This is a genomic window from Acidovorax sp. ACV02 (assembly GCF_014851475.1).
In the GTDB taxonomy this organism is placed as follows: Bacteria; Pseudomonadota; Gammaproteobacteria; order Burkholderiales; family Burkholderiaceae_C; genus Acidovorax; species Acidovorax delafieldii.
This window is the reverse complement of record NZ_JACUZU010000014.1, coordinates 1-21005: the sequence shown is the minus strand read 5'-3', so window position 1 is coordinate 21005 and position 21005 is coordinate 1. Positions and strand designations below refer to the sequence as shown.

The following is a 21005-nucleotide window of genomic DNA, read 5'->3' as shown; positions in this document are numbered from 1 at the left end:
TTCCCCGCTTTCACACAGGAGAACTCCATGACTTCCGCCGCAGACAAACTGCAGGCGCTGGCCCGGTGCGCCCATCGCATCCGCCGCTACGCCGTTCGCATGGGTGAGGTTCAGGGCCAGGGCTACATCGGCCAGGCCTTGGGCTGGGCCGATGTGCTGGCCGTGGCCTACGGCCACGCGCTGAACCTGCAGCCCCAAGACCCCACCTGGGAGGGGCGGGACCGCTTCCTGCTGTCGCACGGCCATTACGCCATCGCCCACTACGCGGCGCTGATCGAAGCAGGCGTGATCCCGCAGGACGAACTTGAAACCTACGGCAGCGACGACAGCCGCCTGCCCATGAGCGGCATGGCCACATACACACCGGGCATGGAAATCTCGGGCGGCTCGCTGGGCCAGGGCCTGGTGATCGGTGTGGGCATGGCGCTGGGCCTGAAGCAGAAAAAGAACCCCGCGTTTGTCTACAACTCTATGAGCGACGGCGAGCTGGACGAAGGCTCTACCTGGGAGGCCGCCATGTCGGCCACCCACCACCAGCTCGACAACCTGATCTGCCTGGTGGACATCAACAACCAGCAAGCTGACGGCCCCAGCAGCAAAGTGCTGGGCTTCGAGCCGCTGGCCGACAAGTGGGCCGCGTTCGGCTGGCACGTGCAGCGCGTGGACGGCAACGACTTGGCCGCCGTGCTGGCCGCTTTCGACACCGCGCGCCACCTGAAAGAAACCAAGCCGCGCGTGATCCTGTTCAACACGCTCATGGGCAAGGGCGTGCCCTTCCTGGAGACGCGCGACAAGAACCACTTCATCCGCGTCGATCCGCCCGAGTGGCAGCAGGCCCTCGCCATCCTCGACCAGAACGCACCCGAAGGAGCCGCCGTATGAACACCGTCGCCGAGAAAAAACCGCGCCTGACCACCTCCGCCATGATCGCCTCCATCGCGGGTGAGGGGCAGCGCGTCAAGGCCGCACCGTTTGGCAAGGCCCTGGTCGAACTGGCCGCCACCCGCCCTGAGATCGTGGGCATGACCGCAGACCTGGCCAAGTACACCGACCTGCACCTGTTTGCGCAGGCCTACCCCGAGCGCTTCTACCAGATGGGCATGGCCGAGCAGCTGCTGATGGGCGCGGCGGGCGGCATGGCCAAGGAAGGGCTGATTCCCTTTGCCACCACCTATGCCGTGTTCGGCACGCGCCGTGCGTACGACTTCATTCACCAGGTGATCGCCGAAGAAAACCTGAACGTGAAGATGTGCTGCGCGCTGCCCGGCCTGACCACCGGCTACGGCCCCAGCCACCAGGCCACCGAAGACCTGGCCATGATGCGTGGCATCCCGGGCCTGACCATCATCGACCCCTGCGATGCGCTCGACATCGAGCAGGCCGTGCCGCAGATGGCCGCCCACAACGGCCCCGTCTACATGCGCCTGCTGCGCGGCAACGTGCCTCTGGTGCTGGACGAGTACGACTACCAGTTCGAACTGGGCAAAGCCAAGCGCCTGGTGGATGGCGACGAGGTGCTCATCATCTCCAGCGGCTTCCTGACCATGCGTGCGCTGGAGGTGGCCAAGGCGCTGCAGGCCGACCGCATCGGCGTGGGCGTGCTGCACTGCCCCACCATCAAGCCACTCGATGTAGCAACCATCCTGGCCGAGGTGCAGCGCAAACCGCGCCTGGTGGTGGTGGCGGAGAACCATTCGGTGGTTGGCGGCCTGGGCGAGGCTGTGGCCAGCGCGCTGCTGCAAAACAGCGTACAGCCCGCGCGGTTCTGCCTGGCGGGGCTGCCCGATGCCTACCTGGATGCGGGGGCCCTGCCCACGCTGCACGACCGCTACGGCATCAGCACCGAGGCACTGTCGGCGCGCGTCAAGGCGTGGTTGAAATAAAACTGAAGCCCTGGGAGGCAGGTCCGCACCTTTAGCGCCTGCGCAATGGCTGCGCAGCGTTGCAGCGATGTGCGGTTTACCGCGCCCTGCCCTCTTCCACCAGCTCGATCGGCAACCCGTCCGGGTCGGCAAAAAAGGTGAACAGCGCCCCGGTGAACGTGTCCGTGCGCACCGGCTCCACGGCCACGCCATGTGCCGCCAGGGCAGCGACACTGGCCGCCATGTCGGCCACGCGCAGGGCCAGGTGGCGCAGGCCACAGGCCTCTGGGTAGGACGGGCGCGCAGGCGGTTCAGGAAAGGAAAACAGCTCCACCTGCGTGCCATCAGGCAGTTGCAGGTCGAGCTTGTACGACTGCCGCTCGGCGCGGTAGTGCTCGTGCACCACCTGCAAGCCCAGCACCTCGGTGTAGAAGCGGCGGGAGCGGGCGTAGTTGCTGGCAATGATGGCCACATGGTGCACGCCGGTGGGCCGGAGCATGGGCGGTGGTGCGCTGTTGCTGCTCATGCGTCCGAGCCCGCAATGTCCAGCGCGCGCGATGCGCCAAACAGCGCGGGCGTGGCGCTGGGGTCGATGACCCAGCAGGGAATGGTCGCCAGATAGGACTGGAAGCGCCCTTTGGATTCAAACCGTGCGCGGAACGGGGACTGGTCAAACCACGTGCCCAGTCGCGGCACCATGCCGCCGCCCAGGTACACGCCACCGCGCGCACCCAGCGTGAGCGCCAGGTTGCCCGCCACACTGCCCAGAAAGCCGCAGAACAGCTCCAGCGCCTCCAGCGCCAGCGGGTCGTTGGCCTGCAGCGCCAGCTCGGTCACCTGCGCGGCGGAGCTGACTTCCTTGCCACCGCGCTGAGCCAGCCGGCGCAGCGCGTGGTACAGGTCCACCAGCCCGGCGCCACACACGGCGCGTTCGGCCGACACGTGGCCGTAGCGCTCTTGCAGAATGCCCAGCACATCGAACTCGCGCTGGGTCTGCGCGGCCAGCGTGACATGGCCGCCCTCGCCGGACAGCGGCACCCCCAGGCTCGAGCCGGGCGGAAACACCAGGCCCGACACGCCCAGGCCCGTGCCCGGGCCCAGCAGCGCAATCGCAGCGCCCGGCACGGCCACACCGCCGCCCACGGGGCGCAGCTGCTCGGGCGTGAGCAGGGGCAGCGCCAGCGCGAGTGCGGTGAAGTCGTTGATGACCACAAGCCGCTCAAAACCAAACGCCTCGCGCACGGCGCGCTGCGAGAAGCTCCAGCTGTGGTTGGTCATGCGGATGGCGTCTCCCGTGACCGGGTTGGCGATGCCAAACGCCGCCTCGCGCGGGGTGGCGATGTTCACTTCGGCCAGGTAGGCCGCCAGTGCGGCGTCCACCGTGGGGAACTGTGCGCAGGGCAGCACACGGGTGTCGTGCAGGGGGCCATCGGGCTGGTCTTGCCAGGCCAGGCGAATGTTGGTGCCGCCAATGTCGGCCAGCAGGCGCAGGGGTATCATGCGGTGTTTTTAAGCAAAAACAGCTGCTAGCGCTAGTAGAACATGCGCTAACAGCTATTATTTCAATAGCAACCAGTGTGCTGTCCCGCAAATAGCTGCACGAAATGAAATCGATGACATCGCGCCCAGAGCAAGGCGCAAACCGCAGTGATAGCCGTAGCTATCGCGAGGATTTGCAACGCAGCCCTGGGGGTGAGGACGCGATTTCATGTGCAGCTATTTGCGGGACAGCACACTACATGCAACGATCCGGCGGCACTTGCGCCGCGCGGCTCACGCCAGCCGATTCTCGCTGCTGGCGTCAAACCAGTGGGCGGTGGCGGGCTCTACCGCCAGGCCCACGGCGTCGCCGGGCTGCACGCGGGTCTGGGCGTCGGTGCGCAGCGTGACGCTGCCTGCGGCCGTGTCCACCATCACATAGGTGTCGGGGCCCGTGGGCTCCACCACGCTGACGCGGCCGCGCCACGGGGCCGTCTCCTGCATCACCAGGTGCTCGGGGCGCACGCCCAGCAGCACCTCGTTGGCACTGGCGGGGGCCGCCAGGTTCAGCGCTGCGCCCTGGATGCCAAACTGCCCGCCCGTGGCCGCACCGCGCAGCAGGTTCATGGTGGGCGAGCCGATGAAGGTCGCCACATACGTGTTGGCCGGGCGGTTGTAGATCTCGTCCGGTGTGCCCAGCTGCTGCACCACGCCGCCCTTCATCACCGCGATGCGCGAGCCCAGCGTCATCGCCTCGACCTGGTCGTGCGTGACGTACACGCTGGTAATGCCACTGGCCTGGTGCAGGCGCTTGATTTCGGCGCGCATCTCCACGCGCAGCTTGGCGTCCAGGTTGGACAGCGGCTCGTCGAACAGGAACAGCTGCGGCTGGCGCGCCAGCGCCCGCCCCATGGCCACACGCTGGCGCTGGCCGCCCGAGAGCTGGCTGGGCCGGCGGTCCAGCAGGTGGCTGATCTGCAGCATGGCGGCCACTTCGTCGATGCGCTTTTGGCGCTCGGCCTTGGGCATCTTGCGCATCTCCAGCGCAAAGCCGATGTTGTCGGCCACGCTCAGCGTGGGGTACAGCGCATAGCTCTGAAACACCATGGCGATGTCGCGGTCGCGCGGGGGCATGCCCACCACGTTCTTGCCGCCAATGCGGATCTCGCCCTCAGTGGGTTCATCGAGCCCCGCAATGATGTTGAGCAGCGTGGACTTGCCGCAGCCCGAGGGGCCGACGAGGATGAGGAACTCGCCGGGCGCAACGTGGATGTCCACCTTGCGCAGCACTTCCACGCTCTTGTCGCCCTTGCCAAAGCGCTTGTTGATGCCTGCAATGTCGAGTGATGACGCCATGATTGATGAGAGCCTGTTATGCACTTTTACGTGCCCACGAAAGCCGGGGAAAGGCCCGGCAACTAGGCGCAGGACGCGCCGCGGTATGGATACCGCAAGCGGTCTGCAACAACGTGGCCGGGCCTTTCCCCGGCTTTCCCGAAGGGTTGGGCCCACAGGCCAGCGCTCGCGGCGTTGCAGTCCTTGCCAAGGTCCCGACCTTGGCGGCGGCAGACTGCGCCTTGCGATCACAGGCCTGAGGGCCCAACGTGGGCGCGTAAAAGTACATAACAGGCTCTCCTACCCTTTGACCGCGCCGGCCGTCAGCCCGCGCACAAAAAATTTACCCGCCAGCACATAGATCACCATCGTGGGCAGGCCCGCGATGATGGCGGCCGCCATGTCTACGTTGTACGCCTTCACGCTGCTGCTGGTGTTGGCCAGGTTGTTCAGGCCCACGGTGATGGGCTTGGACTCGGTGCCCGAGAACACCACGCCGAACAGAAAGTCGTTCCAGATGTTGGTGAACTGCCAGATCAGCGTGACCATGACGATGGGGGTGGACAGCGGCAGCACGATGCGCCAGAAGATCTGCCAGAAGCTTGCGCCGTCCATGCGTGCGGCGTTCACCAGCTCCTTGGGGATGGCCGCGTAGTAGTTGCGAAAGAACAGCGTGGTGCCTGCCAGCCCCGCCAGGCAGTGCACCAGCACCAGCCCGGTGATGGAGCTGGACAGCCCCAGCCAGCCCAGCACCTGGCTCATGGGCAGCAGCACGACCTGGAAGGGCATGAACACGCCAAACAGCAGCAGGCCAAACAGCGTGTCGCTGCCGCGAAACTTCCACAGGCTCAGCACATAGCCGTTGAGCGCGCCCCACACGGTGGAGATCAGCACCGCAGGCACGGCCATGGCCACCGAGTTCCAGAAAAACGGGCGCAGTCCGTTGCAGTCCACGCCCGTGCAGGCGCTCTGCCAGGCCGTGCCCCAGGCCGACCAATTCAGCGCCGCGGGCAGTGCCAGCAGCGAGGTGCTGCGGATCTCCTCGGCGTCCTTGAACGAGGTGACCAGCATGGCGTACAGCGGCAGCAGAAAGAACGCGGTGGCCAGGGCCAGCACGCCATAGACCAGCAGGCGGCCCACGGACGGAAACACAGAGGGCTTAGCGGTCATGGGGTTTGCTCCGCAGTTCGCTGTAAAGGTAAGGAATCACCAGGGCCGCCACGGTGGCCAGCATCATGGTGGCGCTGGCCGCGCCCAGGCCAATCTGCCCGCGCGAGAACGACATGGTGTACATGAAGGTGGCGGGCACATCGGTGGCAAAACCGGGGCCACCCGCGGTCAGCGCCATCACCAGGTCAAAGCTCTTGATGGCCAGGTGCGACAGCACCATGAGCGTGGAGAAAAACACCGGCCGCAGCGCAGGCAGCACGATGCGCCAGTAGATGCGCGGCAGCGAGGCACCATCGACCTGCGCGGCCTTGATGATGCTGTCGTCAATGCCGCGCAGCCCGGCGAGGAACAGTGCCATCGCAAACCCGGCGCTTTGCCAGATGCCGGCGATGACCACGCAGTAGATCGCCATCTCGGTGTCCACCAGCCAGCCAAATTCAAAGTTCGTGAAGCCCCAGTCGCGCACCATCTTTTCGATGCCCAGGCCGGGGTTCAGCAGCCACTTCCAGGCCGTGCCGGTCACCACGAACGACAGCGCCATGGGGTACAGGTAGATGGTGCGCAGCGCGCCCTCGGCGCGGATCTTCTGGTCCAGCAGCACGGCCAGCACCACACCAATCACCAGCGATCCGCCCACATAGCCCACGCCAAAAATGCCCAGGTTCTTCAGGGCGACCCACCAGCGGTCCATCTCCCACAGGCGCTCGTACTGCGCCAGGCCCGCCCATTCGTAGTTGGGCAGCATGCGCGATGCGGTGAGGCTGAGCACGCCGTTCCACACCATGAGGCCATAGATGAAGGCAAAACCCAGCACAAACGCCGGGGTCACCACCAGCCTGGGCAGCCAGGTTTCAAAGGAATTCTTCATTGCTTGCGAATCTCTCTTGCGTACGCACTGCACACGCTGCGCGCGCGGTACGCGGTGTCTCGATCAGTCACTGAATCACCGTTTCACTCATTCACTCATTCACTCACCCACTTTGTGTCACATGAAAAAAGGGGGGTGCGCACAGAGCACCCCCCAATGAACAAAGTGTCTACCTCAAACTAACTCGCTACTCACTCACTTAGAACCTGTTCAAAATCTGTTCGGGGATCGCATTGGAGTGCAATCGGGATGAGTGGATGCCTTGGATGCGCCGCATGGGCTCGTGCCCATGCAAGCAGCCGAGGCGTCCAATCGCCCGATTTCACTCCAACCCTTCGGGCAAGTGCCTTGCCGGGCGGTCTGCGGCGTTGCGGCGCTTGTGGATAGCCGGGCTATCCACTGCGCCCCGCGCCTTGCACCCCATCCCGGCAAGGTACTTGTGCGACCCCGAAAAGATCTTGAGCAGGTTCTTACCACCACACCTCGTACTGCACGCCCACCAGCGTGCGCGAGGTCTTGCCATTGGCGCCAAAGGTGCCTGCGTTGGCCACAGCCGCCGCCTGGTTCCAGTTGGCCTTGGTCACATACAGACGCAGCTCAGGACGCGACCAGAAGTCTTCATTCAGTGCCAGGGCACCCGCCAGCGTGACCTTGGACAGGCGCTGGTCCGGACCACTGCCCTTGCGGGTGGTGGTGGACAGCTCCACCAGGCCCTTGAAGTTCTTGGTGAACGCGTACGAGCCACGGCCGCCCAGCGAGAAGTCCTTGGTCTCCACGCCGGTCAGGTCAGCCTTGTTGGTCTGGTAGCCAATGAGGGCCTGGCCGCCAAACGGGCCACTTTGCCAGTTGATGGAGTCGGCAATGCGGGTGGCGCGCTTGCCTGCGCTGGTGCCCTCGATGGCCTCAAACTCCCCATCAATACGGGCATGGCCGCGCGATGTCTGCAAGTACAGCGTGTTGCTGACGCTGGGCAGCAGGAACTCCTTTTGTGTGTGCATCAACGAGATGCCGGAGCCGGAGCCGCCACCCACCTGGTTCTTGCCGCCCACGGCGGTCAGCAGCACCCGCAGCTTGCCGCCGGGGTTGGTGTTGATCTCGGACAGGTCGGCGTTGATGCGGTGTGCCTTCACGTTGTTGGGCAGGCCGCCGTCAAACTTGTCGCCAGAGAACACGCCCACGCCCAGCTTCATGCCACCCACAGGCACGTCGGTCACACCGGCGCCGATGTTGTCGCCGTAGTTCAGCAGGAAGTAGTCGACGATGTGCACGTCCTGGATCCGCAGGCGGCGCTGGCCCACCCAGAACTTGGCTTCGGGCGAGAACGAGAAGCCGCTCATTTCCACAAACGCCTGTTCGGTGCTGATGTCGCCACTGCCCCACTTGGCGGGCATGTAGTTCACCTTCCAGTTGATGCCGCCGGCCTCGAAGCCCTTGGCGAAGTTGACTTCGATGCCGTTGTCGCCCTCGTTGCCCAGGCGGTACTTCTGCAGTTCGCCGCCCAGCGTCAGGTTGCCCTTGACGCCGTCGGAGTGGTTGAACACCGGGCCACCGCGGGAGTAGCCGTTGAACTCAAAGCCTGCTACGTCCATAGCAAAGGCGCCATTCGCGCATGCGGCGGCCAAAGCCACCGCCGTGAGGCGGTTTCTTGTCTTCATGATGGGATCCCTCTGGGGTTGGTTTTAGTGCGTGCGGGTGCGTGTGTTGGACACGGCTTACTTGGTCTTCGCGGCGGCCGCGATCTTCTTCATGGCGTCGGCGACGCTCACCTTGTCGTCGTTCCAGAACTGGCTGACGACATCCTTGATCGCCCCTTCGGTGGCAGGCGCAATCGCCATGCCATGGGCCACGCTGGGCACCAGGCCACCGCTCTTGGCAGTGTCGGCAAAGTCTTTGCTGGACAGCTTGGCGCAGTCGTCAAACTTGTCCATCTTCTGTCCGGTGCGCACAGGGATCGAGCCCTTGTTGAGGTTGAACACCTCCTGGAACTCAGGGCTCATGATGGAGCTGGCCAGGTCGCTCTGCGCCTTCTGTGCTGCTGCGTCCTTGAGCTTGAACAGGATGAACGAGTCCACGTTGAAGGTGAACGCGTTGGCCGTGCCCGGTGCCGCTGCGCACTGGAAGTCCTTGCCCGGCGCCTTGTTGGCCGCGATGAACTCACCCTTGGCCCAGTCGCCCATCAACTGGAAGCCCGCCTTGCCCTGGATGAGCATGGCCGTGGCCAGGTTCCAGTCGCGGCCGGGAGCGCCCGGGTCGGTGTAGGTCTTGATACGGCGGAAGGTCTCCAGCGACTTCTTCATGGTGTCGCTGTTGATGGCCTTGTCGTCCAGTTTGACCAGAGCGTCCTGGTAGAACTTGGCACCGCCCACGCCCAGCACCACGGATTCAAAGGTCGTGAAGTCCTGCCAGTTCTGGCCGCCATGGGCCACCGGGACCAGGCCTGCGGCCTTGAGCTTGTCGGCAGCGGCAAAGAACTCGTCCCAGGTCTTGGGCATGCTGGCAACGCCAGCCTTCTTCAGCGCATCGGAGCTGGCCCACAGCCAGTTCACGCGGTGCACGTTGACCGGGGCAGCCACGTAGCTGCCCTTGTACTTCATCACGTCAGCGACCACCTTGGGCAGCACGTCGTCCCACTTCTCGGTCTTGGCCAGCGCATCAACATTGGCCAGCACGCCTTCGGACGCCCATTCCTGGATGGCCGGGCCCTTGACCTGGGCGGCCGAGGGCGGGTTGCCCGAGATCACGCGGCTCTTGAGCACCGTCATGGCGCTGTCGCCACCGCCGCCCGCCACGGCAAAGTCGCGCCAGGTGTGGCCCTTGGACTGCATGATCTTCTTGAGCTCGGCGGCCGACTTGGCCTCGCCGCCCGATGTCCAGTAGTGCAGGACCTCGACCTCCCCCGCGCTGGCAGACATCGCGGCCGCCAGGCCCACCGCCAGTGCGGCGATCTTTGTCATCTTCCACATACCCTTGTCTCCTCGACGTTGTTTTCAGAACCCGTTGCTGCGCCGTGATACCGGTGCCGTTCAGCGCAGTCGGTACTTTAATTACAATAATTAATTTAATTCTCAGGGCTTTCCCTGAGAGTCGCAGCGGCCCCACAGAGGGCCCGTTGCAGGGGCCTTTGTTATGCTCAATCCATGGCCACGATACTGATTGTCGAAGACGACGCCCTCCTGCTCGACGCTCTCACCGGCCAGCTCAAGCAACTCGATTACAGCGTCTGCACCGCCAGCAGCGTGGCGCAGGCCATGGCGCTTTTGCAGACGCAGGCGGTGGACGGCATCATCCTGGACCTGGGCCTGCCCGGCGCCGACGGCATGGAGCTGCTGACCTGGGCCCGCGCGCACATTGCCGGCCTGCCCGTGCTGATCCTCACCGCCCGCGATGGCGTCGACGACCGCGTGCTGGGCCTGAACGCCGGGGCCGACGACTACATCACCAAGCCCTTCAACATGCAGGAGCTGCAGGCCCGCCTGCAGGCCATGCTGCGCCGCGCGCGCCAGCCCGCCTTCACCCAGGCCAGCAGCGCGGCGGGTGTTGCCAGCACCACCATCGGCCCGCTGGTGCTGGACCACGCCAGCCATGCCGCGGCCCTGAATGGCGACCTGCTGGAGCTGACCCAGCGCGAGTGGGAGCTGCTGGAGCTGCTGGCCCACCGCTGTGGCGAAGTCGTCACGCGCGACGACGTACTGGCCGCCTGGCGCGCCAGCCCGCCCGAGCCCGGCCAAACCGCCGCCCCGCTGAACTCCAATGCACTGGAGGTGTATGTGCACCGCCTGCGTAAGAAGCTCGACCAGTCCAACCTGGTGATCCGCAATATCCGGGGGCTGGGGTACATGCTGAACAAGCCATGAAGCCCCCCCTGAGATGCTACGCATCTTCCCCCCGTGGGGGGGATGCCGCCAGCGCACACAAGCGCAGCGCCGTATCTGCGGCTTGGCGGCCCTTGCGCGGCGGCACTGGCCTTGGTCGCGCCAGTTGCAAGACGCGCGCCGTTTAATTTTTACGGCCATTCATGCGTCACGTCCCGGGTGTTTCTCTTCAACGCAAGCTGCTGCTGTGGCTGCTGCTGCCGCAGCTGGTGCTGTGGTTGTCGGGTGGGTTTCTGGCGTGGCGCATTGCGCTGCAGAACGGCGAGAAGGGCATTGACCAGACGCTGACCCAGTCGGTGCGGGCGCTGGCGCGGCAGATCAAGCCGATTGGCGATGGGCTGCTGGTGGACTTTCCGAAGGCCGCGCAGGACATCCTGGAGCAGGACCCGGCCGACCGCATCACCTACATGGTGTCGTCCCCGCCCGGCCGCTTTTTGCTGGGCAACGCGCAGCTGCCGCCACCGCCCGCCCAGGTTGATGTGGCGGTGGGCGAGGCGTTTTTGTACCAGGCGCGGGTGGACGACAAACCGGTGCGCGTGGCCTTGCTGGATGTGGACTACGGCACCGCCTCCACCCGCCAGCGCCTGCGCGTGCAGGTGGCCCAGAGCCTCACAGTGCGCGAGCGCATTGCGCAGGAACTGCTGGAGCGCATGGTGTTCCCCATGGGCCTGATGGGCCTGGCCCTGAGCGCAGTGGTGTATGCGGGCGTGCTGCGCGGCCTGCAACCCCTCAAGCGCCTGGAGGCGCAAATTGAGCGCGCAGGCGCGCAGCCCCACACGGGCACCACGCCGCTGCCGCCCATCGAGCTGACCTCTGCACCGCAGGAAGTGCATTCGCTGGCCAGCACCATCAACCGCCTGCTGGAGACCGTGGCGCGTGGCCAGCAAAAGGAAAAGCGGTTTCTGAACGACGCTGCCCACCAGCTGCGCACGCCGCTCGCAGGCCTGATCGGCCAGACCGAGTTGGCCCTGCATGAGAGCCACGAACCCGCAGTGCAGGCCCGCCTGCAAAAGGTGCTGTCGGCCGCGCAACGCAGCGCGCACCTGGTGCACCAGTTGCTGCAGCTGGCGCGCTCGGAGTCGAACGTGGAGATGCAGTCCATCGACCTCGCCGCCCTGGCCCGCGAGGTGGCCCGCGAATGGGCCGCCCGCGCCCTGGCCCAGGGCATGGACCTGGGCTACGAGGGCGTGGACCACCTGCCCGCGCAGGGCCACCCGCTGCTGCTGCGCGAGGCGTTGAACAACCTCATCGACAACGCGCTGCACTACGCGGGCCCCGGTGCCACGGTGACGGTGCGCGTGGGCCATGAAGAGCCCGGGCATTGGGCGCTGCTGGTGGTGGAGGACGATGGACCGGGCGTGCCGGCGGAGCATCTGGGCGATCTGTTTGCGCGGTTCTGGCGCGGGTCGGACAAGGCGGGGGGCTGTGGGCTGGGGCTGTCGATCGTGGAAGAGATCGCGCTGCGGCACGGGGGGCGGACGGTGGCGGAAGGGGTGGTGCCGAAGGGGTTGCGGGTGGGGATGCGGCTGCCTGCGGGGTGAGTTTTTGGTGTTTTTGGCTGGGTGCGCTAGTGCTTCATGCCTTGGCAGCTATGATTTTTATAGTGAACTTCATCACGTCTGGGCTGAAGATTTCCAGCGGAAATTGACGGTTTCATGCGTCTGGTGTGCGCGCTGAGTCTTGGGGGCTTGTGCGCATCGAATGGCATGCCTTCTTTGAGGGCGGAGGCCGGGAGTCGCCCGGCAGGCGAGGTACTTTCTTTGCTCCGCCAAAGAAAAGTACCCAAAAGAAAGGCGACCCCGCTGTCTGCGTCCCCTGCGCTGACGCTACGGGGCAACCTGCGGTGCTCGGGTTTGGCGGGGTCTCGCTCAACTCGCGCCGCTGCGCGTCGCTCAGACACACGCGAGCCCTGATCCGCCAAACCCTGCGCTCCTCGGCGCATCCAGAGGGGCTCGGGGAGCAGAACATCCACACGGGCCATCGCTGCGCTCGGCCCCACCTCGCGGGCGCAAGCGCTTCGCGCTGCGCAGCCTGGGCCGAGCGCAGCAATGGCCCGAATGGATGTTCGGTTGTTTGGATATTCAGCTGTCCACCCCTGCTGGCTGCGCCTGCGGCGGGGCGGTTGTGGGGTGAGCATGGGCGTCGAAGCGCACATGCCTCGTGCTCTGACTCGCCGTGGCTGTCTGAGCGGCGCGCGGCAGCGCAAAGCGAGTTCCACGGCGCACCCCGCAGCCGCCCCGCCGCAGGTCTGCCCCTTCGCACCGCGAAGGGGTCGCAGACTGGGGGTCGCCTTTTCTTTGGTGACTTTCTTTTGGCGAAGCAAAAGAAAGTTACTCGCACGCCGGGCGACTCCCGGCCTCCGCCCTCAACACAGGCATGCGGCCCAACATGCTCCCAAGAGCCCCCCAAAAACAAAAACGGCCAGCGCCCGCAACCCAGGCACCAGCCGCTCAAAAAAGAAACCCGAGCTCAAGCCGCGAGGATCAGCTTCTCCAGCTTCACAGCGTCCACTGCAAACGCCCGAATCCCCTCAGCCAGCTTCTCGGTCGCCATCGCATCCTCATTCAGCGCAAACCGGAACCCCGCCTCGTCATAGTTCACCGCAGGCAAGTCCATGCCCTTGGCAGCCTCTGCATCCAACGCCCGCTGCAACGGTGCATCACTCGCAGCCAGCTGCGCCAACAGCTCGGGCGCAATGGTCAGCAGGTCGCACCCGGCCAGCGCCGTGATCTGCCCCACATTGCGGAAGCTCGCGCCCATCACCTCGGTGGCGATGCCGAAACGCTTGTAGTGGTTGTAGATCTGCGTGACCGACTGCACGCCGGGGTCGTTGGCGCCCGCGCGCGCGGCCTCATCCCAGCTCGCACCCGCCTGCTTTTTGTACCAGTCGTAAATACGGCCCACAAACGGCGAGATCAGCTGCACCTTGGCCTGGCCGCAGGCCACGGCCTGGGCAAAAGAGAACAGCAGCGTGAGGTTGGTGTGGATGCCCTTGCGCTCCAGTTGGGCGGCGGCCTGGATGCCTTCCCACGTGGCCGCGATCTTGATGAGCACGCGGTCGATGTGGATGCCTTCGGCCTGATACAGCTCGATGATGCGCTCGGCGCGCGTGACGGTGGCGCTGGTGTCAAAGCTCAGGCGGGCGTCCACTTCGGTGGAAACACGGCCGGGCACGTGGGTCAGGATCTCGCAGCCAAAACGCACCAGCAGGCGGTCGATCACCTCGTCCATCGCACGCCCTTGCCATTTGGCGACGGTGTCCTTGAGCAGCGGCGCGTATTCGGGCTTTTGCACCGCCTTTAGAATCAGCGAGGGATTGGTCGTGGCGTCCTGCGGACGGAACTGGGCCAGTTGCAGAAAGTCGCCGGTGTCGGCAACCACGGTGGTGAACTGTTTGAGGGCGTCGAGTTGGTTCGTCATGGCGCCATTATTCCGCATTGGTCCGGGCGCCTTCGGTACTACCAACCACTGATACGCCGTGGGCACCCAGGCTCAGCTGCACCGCGTCGCCCACAGCCAGCACATCGTCCAGGTCGGACGACACCACAAAGATGTGGCCCAGCGCGGTCTCGAAGGTGTATTCGTACACCGCGCCCAGGTACGCCCGCTTGTCCAGCCGGGCGGGCAGCAGGCCCGCGCCCTGGCGATGAATGCGCCAGGCCTCCGGCCGCACCGCCACCTTCACCGGGCCGCTCTTCACCGCCATGCGGGGGCGCAGCACCAGCGGGCCGAGTGCCACCGTTCCGTCAGCGTCGGCCACGGCCGGGAACAGCATGGCCTCGCCCATGAAACCGGCCACGAACTCGCTGTGCGGGGTTTCGTACAGCGCGCGCGGCGATCCCTTCTGCGCAATCAGGCCCTGGTTCATCACGATGATCTGGTCGCTCACCGCCATGGCCTCAGCCTGGTCGTGCGTGACGTAGGCCACCGTGAGCGACAGGCGCTGCTGCAGCGCACGGATCTCTTCACGCATCTCGCGGCGCAGGCGGGCGTCGAGGTTGGACAAGGGCTCGTCAAACAGCAGCACCTCGGGCTCCAGCACCAGCGCACGGGCCAGGGCCACACGCTGCTGCTGCCCGCCCGAGAGTTCACTGGGCAGGCGGTCGTCATAGCCCACCAGGCCCACGCCGCGCAGCGCCTCCACGGCCTTGGTGCGCGCCTGCTCCTTGGGTTGGCCTGACATGCGCAGGCCGTACATCACGTTCTCCACCACATTCATGTGCGGGAACAACGCGTAGCTCTGGAACATCATGCTCACATTGCGTTGCGCGGGGCCCAGCGTGGTCACGTCCTGGCCTGCGATGAAGATCTCGCCCGAAGTGGGCGATTCCAGCCCCGCAATCATGCGCAAGGTGGTGGTCTTGCCGCAGCCCGAGGGGCCGAGGATGGTGGTGAGCGTGCCGCGCGGCACCTCAAAGCTGATGCCCTTGACGGCCAGGGCCGCGCTGCTGTCGCTGCCGTAGCGCTTGGTGATGTTGCGGAACACGATGCCCGCGTCATTGTTGTTCATGGCGTGTTTTCTTTTTTGTCAGAGGGATCAGTGCGCAGCGGGAGCGGCTCCACGGCGGCCCAGTTTGCGGTCACCCACCAGCAGCTGAATGAGTCCGATGGAGGCCGACATAAGGACGATGAGCACCGTGCAGTACGCCAGCGCCACGCCATAGTCGCCATTGCCCACGCGGCCGATGATGTAGGTGGTGGCCAGCTCGTTCTCGGCGGTGACCAGGAAGATCACCGCGCTCACGGTGGTGATGGCACGCACAAAGCTGTAGACCAGTGCAGCCACCAGCGCGGGCTTGAGCAGCGGCAGCACCACGTGGCGCAGCGTCTGCACGCTGCCTGCGCGCAGCATGACGGACGCCTCATCCAGCGACCGGTCGAGTTGCTTGAACGCCGCCGTGCCCGCACGCACACCCACCGGCAGGTTGCGGAACATGAAGCACAGCACGATGATGAGGGCGGTGCCCGTCAGCTCGAACGGCGGCACGTTGAACGCCAGGATGTAGCTCACGCCCAGCACCGTGCCGGGAATGGCAAAAGCCAGCAGCGCTGCAAACTCGAACGCGCCCTGCCCCCGGAACTCGGTGCGCGCCAGCAGCCACGCAATGCCGATGCCCAGCGTGGCCGTGAGCGGCGCCGAGATGGCGGCGAGCTTGAGCGTGGTGAAAAACGAGTTCCACGCGGTGCCCGCCCACACCACACCAAACGCGCCCCATTCCACACTGAACGCCGTGCGAAAGTGCGCCAGCGTGATGGTGTAGTCGCGCCCCCAGGTCTGCACAAAACCGCCCGCCAGTGCAAACAGGTACACGATCAGGGTGAACGCCATCCAGGGCAGTGCAATGGAGTGCACCACACGGCGCACGCCGGTGGGCAGCGGCATGGCAATGCCTGCATCACCCTTGCCCGATACGGTGGTGAAGTTCTGCTTGCCCAGCAAGCCGCGCTGGATGGCAAACACGGTGAGCGCAAAGAACGTGAGGATCCAGGCCAGCGACGCGGCACGGCCCTGGTCGTACTGCGCACCCACGATGGCAAAGAAGATTTCGGTGGACAGCACCGAGAACTGCCCGCCCACCACGATGGGGTTGCCGAAGTCGGCCATGCTTTCGATGAAGCCCACCAGGAACGCATTGGCCAGGCCCGGCTTGAGCAGCGGCAGGGTCACGGTCATGAAGGTGCGGTGCGGGCTGGCACGCAGCGTTTGCGCGGCCTCTTCCAGACTGGGCGCCACGCCCTGCACCACGCCGCGCATGATCATGAAAGCAATGGGTGTGAAGGCAAAGGTCTGCGCCACCCACACGCCCAGCCAGCCGTAGAACCAGCGCGACGGCGTGATGCCAAACGCGTATTCCAGAAACTGGTTGAACACGCCTGCGCGGCCAAACAGCAGGATGAGCCCCAGGCCCACCACAAACGGCGGCGTGATGATGGGCAGCAGCGCCACGATGTTCAGCGGCCGCGCATAGCGGCGCGATGCGCGCTCGGCCATCAGGGCCATGAAGGTGCCCAGCAGCGTGGTGCTGGTGGCCGTCATCAAGCCCAGGAACAGCGTGTTCCAGGCCACACCGCAGCGCTGGCCGCCCGCCAGGCACGACAGGCTGAAGTTGCGCTCGTGCGCGATGCGCTCCCACACCACGGCCAGCGAGAACGGGCCGTCCTCCAGAAAAAACGCAGCCGACAGCGCCTTGAGCACCGGAAACACGATGAACAGCGCGAGCAGGCTGCCACAGCCCACCACCGCAGCCGCCACGAACAGATCGCCCTTGAAGAAGCCCCGCCGTGCCACCCCGAAAGACAGCAGCACCAGCAGCGCCGACAGCACCACAAACCCGCCCCAGCCCATGCCGGGCTGGCGCGCGCCCAGTTCGCCCAGGCTGGTGTTCATCCATTCAAACGCCCAGCCGCGCGCACCAATCGCAAAGCCGCTGAGCAGCAGGGCCACCAGCCCCAGCGCACCCCCCGCCACCAGCAGGGCACCCTGCTTGCGCCCGGCGGGCAGGCAGGCACCCAGGCCCGCCACCACCAGCCCGGCGAGGCCCAGCCACAGCCAGGGGCGCCCGAACAAGGCCGCCTGCATCAGCCCGTTGGCCGCCTGCTCGCTGCTGAAGACCTGGCCCACCGCCAGCAGGCCATTGGCGTCCTGCTGTGCATACCAGGGGAACACCAGGTACCCCAGTAAGCCCATGGCCAGCCAGACCCACAGGGGCCGGTTGACCGAGGCACCGGGAGTCCTGGTCCGAAGGGTTGCGTGCGCCGCCGCTGCTGCCGACACCACCACCCCTTAGCGCGTTGCGTTTTGCACGTCTTTTTCCCAGCGCGCAATCAGGCGGCGACGCTCGGCGCTGGCGCCGTATTTGGCGTAGTCGTAGTTGATGAGCTTCATCTTGGCCGGATCGGTCATGCGCGGGTCTTTGGGCACCTGCGTGTTGCTGGGCAGCTGGAACTGCTTGGCCGCCAGGCCAAACTGCTGACCACCCGGCGTGAGCGCCCATTCATAGAACTTCTTGGCGGCCTCGGTGTTGGGGCCGTTCTTGACGATGCTCATGGAGCCCACCTCGGCGCCGGTACCTTCAGAAGGTGTGACCGAGCCCACGGGGAAGCCGTTGACCGCCTCGGTGGTCACGTCGTGCACGAAGCTCACGGACACCGTGGTCTCGCCGCGTGCAACCGCCTTGACAGGCGCCGTGCCTGAACGGGTGTACGCGCTGATGTTGGGGTGCAGGGCCTTGAGGTATTCAAACGCCTTTTCCTCGCCCATGATCTGCACCAGCGTGGCGATCATGGTGTAGGCGGTGCCGCTGGAGGCCGGGTTGGCCATCTGAACCTCGCCCTTGAATTCAGGCTTGAGCAGGTCGGCCCACGACTGGGGCGGGTTGAGCTTGCGCTTGGCCAGCAGCTCCTTGTTGTAGCCAAAACCCAGCGGGCCCAGGTACACGCCCACGGTGCGGTACTTGGAATCGCCCGCCTGCTTTTGTGCCCAAGGGTACAGCTGCGCCAGCTGGGGCGACTTGTATTCGAGCGTCAGGCCCTGCTCGGCCGCCTGCAGATGCGGGTCGCCTGTGCCGCCAAACCAGATGTCGGTCTTGGGGTTGGCGCGCTCGGCGTTGAGCTGCGCCAGCGCCTCGCCCGAGCCCTTGGCCGTCATGTTGACCTTGGTGCCAGTGGTCTTGGCGTACACCGTGGACATCAGGTTGCACCACTCGGCCTGCACCGAGCAGATGATGTTGACCTGGCCCTGGGCCCAGCTGCCCGATGCAGCGGCCACAAGGGCCGCACCGGCCAGAAGTTTTGTCAGCAAGGGTTTGCGCATGGAAGGCTCCTCAGTATCTGGATAACGTGATGGAGGATGCTATGCGTGCAGGGCCTGCCCGAGCCAGGGGGGAAACGCCCAGGCCCCGTGCAAGCAGGTTGAAAGGCAGGGATTGCGCGGACCCCATACCTTTGGGAACCGAGTTACATTAAACGCAGATGGCCCCACCACCGCGCGCACAGCCGGTGGATGAAGCGTCCACCCAAGCCCTTTCCAAGGCCCCCTGCGCAGCCTGCCCTGCCTTCACAGACTGACATGCTCGACCGCATCACCGCCTCCCTGCCCTCGCTGGCCCCCGCCGAACAGCGCGTGGCCAAGCTGGTGCTGACCGACCCCCGCACCTTCGCCCGCCTGCCCGTGCGCGAGCTGGCCGAGCGCGCGCATGTGAGCAAACCCACCGTGGTGCGCTTTTGCCGCAGCATGGGTTACGACGGGCTGGCGGACTTCAAGCTCAAGCTGGCAGGCAGTGTGAGCGAAGGCGTGCCCTTCATCCACCGCAGTGTGGATGCAGACGACAAGACCGGTGATGTGCTGGTGAAAGTGGTGGACAACGCCGTGGCAGCGTTCCTGCAATACCGCAACGCGGCCAGCACCGTGGCCATCGAACGTGCGGCCGAGGCCATTGCCGACACGTGGAAGAAAGGCAAACGCATCGAGTTCTACGGCGTGGGCAACTCGGGCATCGTGGCGCAGGACGCACAGCACAAGTTTTTCCGCCTGGGCGTGACCTCGATTGCCAGCAGCGACGGCCACATGCAGGTGATGAGCGCCACCCTGCTGGGGCCAGGCGACTGCGCCGTGATCATCTCCAACTCGGGCCGCACCCGCGACCTGATGGACGCGGCAGACATCGCCCGCCGCAACGGCGCCACCACCATCGTCATCACCGCCAGCGGCTCGCCCCTGGCCAGCACCTGCCAGATCCATCTGGCGGCCGACCACCCCGAGGGCTACGACCGCTACAGCCCCATGGTGTCTCGCCTCATGCACTTGCTCATCATCGACGTGCTGGCCACCTGCGTGGCGCTGCGCATCGGCAGCTCGCTGCAGCCGATCCTGCAGCAGATGAAGGAAAACCTGCGGGCCAAGCGTTACGCGTAAATCCTGGCCGTCAGGCCAGGCCGGCCCACGCCTTCTCAGTCCAGCGTGACACCCGCTTCGCGAATCACCTTGCCCCACTTGGTCGTTTCGGCCGCAAGAAAAGCGTCGCACGCCTCGGGCGTGGTGCCTTCACCAAAGGTCCCCATGGTGTCGAGTTTGGCCTTGGTTTCATCACTCTGGATGATGGCGTTCACGGCGTCCGACATGCGCTTGACGATGTCGCGCGGCGTCCCTGCGGGTGCAATCATGCTGGCCCAGGTGCTGCCCAGCATGCCGGGCACGCCTTGCTCGATGAAGGTCGGCACGTCAGGCAGCATGGGCAAGCGCTTTTCGCTGGCTACGCCGATGAGGGTGATGCGGCCTGCCTTGGCGGGCTGGATCAGGTTGGGCGGAGGGTCGAGGAACAAGGGCACCTGGCCGCCGAGCAAGTCCGTCAACGCCGGGGCTGCGCCGCGGTAGGGAATATGGACCATGAAGGTCTTGGTCAGTGACTTGAGCAGCTCGCTGGTGAGGTGCGCGGCAGAGCCTGTGCCTGATGAGGCAAAACTCACCTTGCCCGGGTTGGCCTTGGCATAGGCCACGAGTTCCTTCACCGTCTTGAATGGTGCATTGGGCGCCACCGCCGCCACCAAGGGAGAAACACCCAGCAGCGACACGCCCATCAGGTCCTTGCGCGGGTTGTAGGGCAGCTTGGGGTAAAGCGTGGTGTTGGCGGTAAAGGCCGGAATGACCACACCAAAGGTGTGACCGTCCGGGGTGGACTTGGCGACGGCATCCACGCCGATGATGCTGTTCGCGCCGGGTTTGTTGTCGATGACAACCGACTGACCGAATTGCTTTTGCAGGCCTACCGTCAGCAGACGCGCCATCTGGTCGGTAAACCCGCCCGCCGTGTACGGCACGATGATGCGAATCGGGCGGCTGGGCCAACTGGTTTGGGCCAGTGCTGGCAATGCCGCACTGGCCAGCGCTGCGCCGGTGGCCTGGACAAGCCTGCGACGGGAAAGGAATGTGGTCATGGTTTTGTCTCCTGCTGATTTATAGGTATAAAAAGCAGCCTCAGCGCCCGTCGAACAAGCGCTAAAAGCTATATTTTTTATAGCACTCAGATCCCATTGAATGGGCTGTGCTTGTGATCTGCGGGGCTCAGACGGCCTTGACCAGTTCAGGCACAGCCGTGAACAGATCCGCTTCCAGCCCGTAGTCGGCCACGCTGAAGATCGGCGCCTCAGGGTCCTTGTTGATCGCCACGATCACCTTGGAGTCCTTCATGCCCGCCAAGTGCTGGATGGCACCCGAGATACCGGCGGCCACATACAGCTGCGGCGCCACGATCTTGCCCGTCTGGCCCACTTGCCAGTCGTTCGGTGCGTAGCCTGCGTCCACCGCCGCGCGGCTGGCACCCAGGGCGGCGCCCAGCTTGTCGGCCAGGGGCGTCATGACTTCGTCGAACTTTTCCTTGCTGCCCAGCGCACGACCACCGGAGACGATGATCTTGGCAGCGG

General features: G+C 65.4%; 18 protein-coding genes. 5 read left to right on the top strand and 13 right to left on the bottom strand.

Going from position 1 to position 21005, the window contains the following annotated elements; genetic code table 11:
• The first annotated feature begins 27 nt into the window (after window positions 1-27).
• On the top strand, window positions 28-882 hold the full coding sequence (locus tag IB236_RS23375; protein WP_192422392.1) for a transketolase: 855 nt from the start codon (window positions 28-30) through the stop codon (window positions 880-882).
• Window positions 879-1883, top strand: coding sequence for a transketolase family protein (locus tag IB236_RS23370; protein ID WP_192422391.1), 1005 nt, complete (start codon window positions 879-881; stop codon window positions 1881-1883). Before IB236_RS23375 ends, IB236_RS23370 begins: the two co-directional genes overlap by 4 nt.
• A gap of 76 nt (window positions 1884-1959) precedes the next feature.
• On the opposite strand, the gene IB236_RS23365 is transcribed toward IB236_RS23370, so the two are convergent.
• The 7 genes from IB236_RS23365 to IB236_RS23335 form a co-directional block, all read right to left on the bottom strand.
• Window positions 1960-2388: a VOC family protein gene (locus IB236_RS23365; RefSeq protein WP_192422390.1), complete on the bottom strand. Its 429-nt coding sequence runs from the start codon at window positions 2386-2388 to the stop codon at window positions 1960-1962.
• Window positions 2385-3362: a glucokinase gene (gene glk, locus IB236_RS23360; RefSeq protein ID WP_192422389.1), complete on the bottom strand. Its 978-nt coding sequence runs from the start codon at window positions 3360-3362 to the stop codon at window positions 2385-2387. Before glk ends, IB236_RS23365 begins: the two co-directional genes overlap by 4 nt.
• Before the next feature lie 273 nt (window positions 3363-3635).
• Window positions 3636-4697: an ABC transporter ATP-binding protein gene (locus IB236_RS23355; RefSeq protein ID WP_192422388.1), complete on the bottom strand. Its 1062-nt coding sequence runs from the start codon at window positions 4695-4697 to the stop codon at window positions 3636-3638.
• 279 nt (window positions 4698-4976) lie between these two features.
• Complete coding sequence (locus IB236_RS23350) at window positions 4977-5846, bottom strand: carbohydrate ABC transporter permease (protein WP_056744049.1); 870 nt, start codon at window positions 5844-5846, stop codon at window positions 4977-4979.
• Window positions 5836-6714, bottom strand: a complete 879-nt coding sequence (locus tag IB236_RS23345) for a carbohydrate ABC transporter permease (protein WP_015012611.1) — start codon at window positions 6712-6714, stop codon at window positions 5836-5838. Before IB236_RS23345 ends, IB236_RS23350 begins: the two co-directional genes overlap by 11 nt.
• Before the next feature lie 470 nt (window positions 6715-7184).
• A complete protein-coding gene (locus tag IB236_RS23340; RefSeq protein ID WP_121943767.1) occupies window positions 7185-8303 on the bottom strand; it encodes a carbohydrate porin in 1119 nt (372 codons plus the stop codon).
• Between the two features lie 123 nt (window positions 8304-8426).
• Window positions 8427-9677, bottom strand: coding sequence for an ABC transporter substrate-binding protein (locus IB236_RS23335; protein WP_056058428.1), 1251 nt, complete (start codon window positions 9675-9677; stop codon window positions 8427-8429).
• A gap of 174 nt (window positions 9678-9851) precedes the next feature.
• On the opposite strand from IB236_RS23335, the gene IB236_RS23330 reads away from it, so the two are divergent.
• Both IB236_RS23330 and IB236_RS23325 read left to right on the top strand, forming a co-directional pair.
• Window positions 9852-10568 carry a response regulator transcription factor gene (locus IB236_RS23330; protein ID WP_056058426.1) on the top strand — a complete coding sequence of 239 codons (717 nt, stop codon included), beginning with the start codon at window positions 9852-9854 and terminating at the stop codon, window positions 10566-10568.
• A gap of 161 nt (window positions 10569-10729) precedes the next feature.
• Entirely contained in the window at window positions 10730-12127 is a 1398-nt protein-coding gene (locus IB236_RS23325; RefSeq protein WP_056744047.1) for a sensor histidine kinase, read from the top strand.
• A gap of 928 nt (window positions 12128-13055) precedes the next feature.
• Here the strand turns inward: IB236_RS23325 and tal are convergent.
• The 4 genes from tal to IB236_RS23305 all read right to left on the bottom strand — a co-directional run bounded on the left by tal (window position 13056) and on the right by IB236_RS23305 (window position 18399).
• Window positions 13056-14006 carry a transaldolase gene (tal, locus tag IB236_RS23320; RefSeq protein ID WP_116748975.1) on the bottom strand — a complete coding sequence of 317 codons (951 nt, stop codon included), beginning with the start codon at window positions 14004-14006 and terminating at the stop codon, window positions 13056-13058.
• Window positions 14007-14013: 7 nt separating this feature from the next.
• Window positions 14014-15096 carry an ABC transporter ATP-binding protein gene (locus IB236_RS23315; protein ID WP_192422387.1) on the bottom strand — a complete coding sequence of 361 codons (1083 nt, stop codon included), beginning with the start codon at window positions 15094-15096 and terminating at the stop codon, window positions 14014-14016.
• A gap of 27 nt (window positions 15097-15123) precedes the next feature.
• Entirely contained in the window at window positions 15124-17274 is a 2151-nt protein-coding gene (locus tag IB236_RS23310; protein ID WP_225581340.1) for an iron ABC transporter permease, read from the bottom strand.
• Window positions 17275-17370: 96 nt separating this feature from the next.
• Complete coding sequence (locus IB236_RS23305; protein ID WP_116748974.1) at window positions 17371-18399, bottom strand: ABC transporter substrate-binding protein; 1029 nt, start codon at window positions 18397-18399, stop codon at window positions 17371-17373.
• A 255-nt stretch (window positions 18400-18654) separates the two neighbouring features.
• On the opposite strand from IB236_RS23305, the gene IB236_RS23300 reads away from it, so the two are divergent.
• Entirely contained in the window at window positions 18655-19500 is an 846-nt protein-coding gene (locus IB236_RS23300; protein WP_056058413.1) for a MurR/RpiR family transcriptional regulator, read from the top strand.
• A gap of 35 nt (window positions 19501-19535) precedes the next feature.
• Here IB236_RS23300 and IB236_RS23295 read toward each other — a convergent pair whose 3' ends face one another.
• Together IB236_RS23295 and IB236_RS23290 are read right to left on the bottom strand one after the other, a co-directional pair.
• Window positions 19536-20519, bottom strand: a complete 984-nt coding sequence (locus IB236_RS23295; RefSeq protein ID WP_192422385.1) for a tripartite tricarboxylate transporter substrate binding protein — start codon at window positions 20517-20519, stop codon at window positions 19536-19538.
• A gap of 127 nt (window positions 20520-20646) precedes the next feature.
• Window positions 20647-21005, bottom strand: a 359-nt coding sequence (locus IB236_RS23290) for an electron transfer flavoprotein subunit alpha/FixB family protein (RefSeq protein ID WP_225581339.1), incomplete at its 5' end; no start/stop codon positions are given.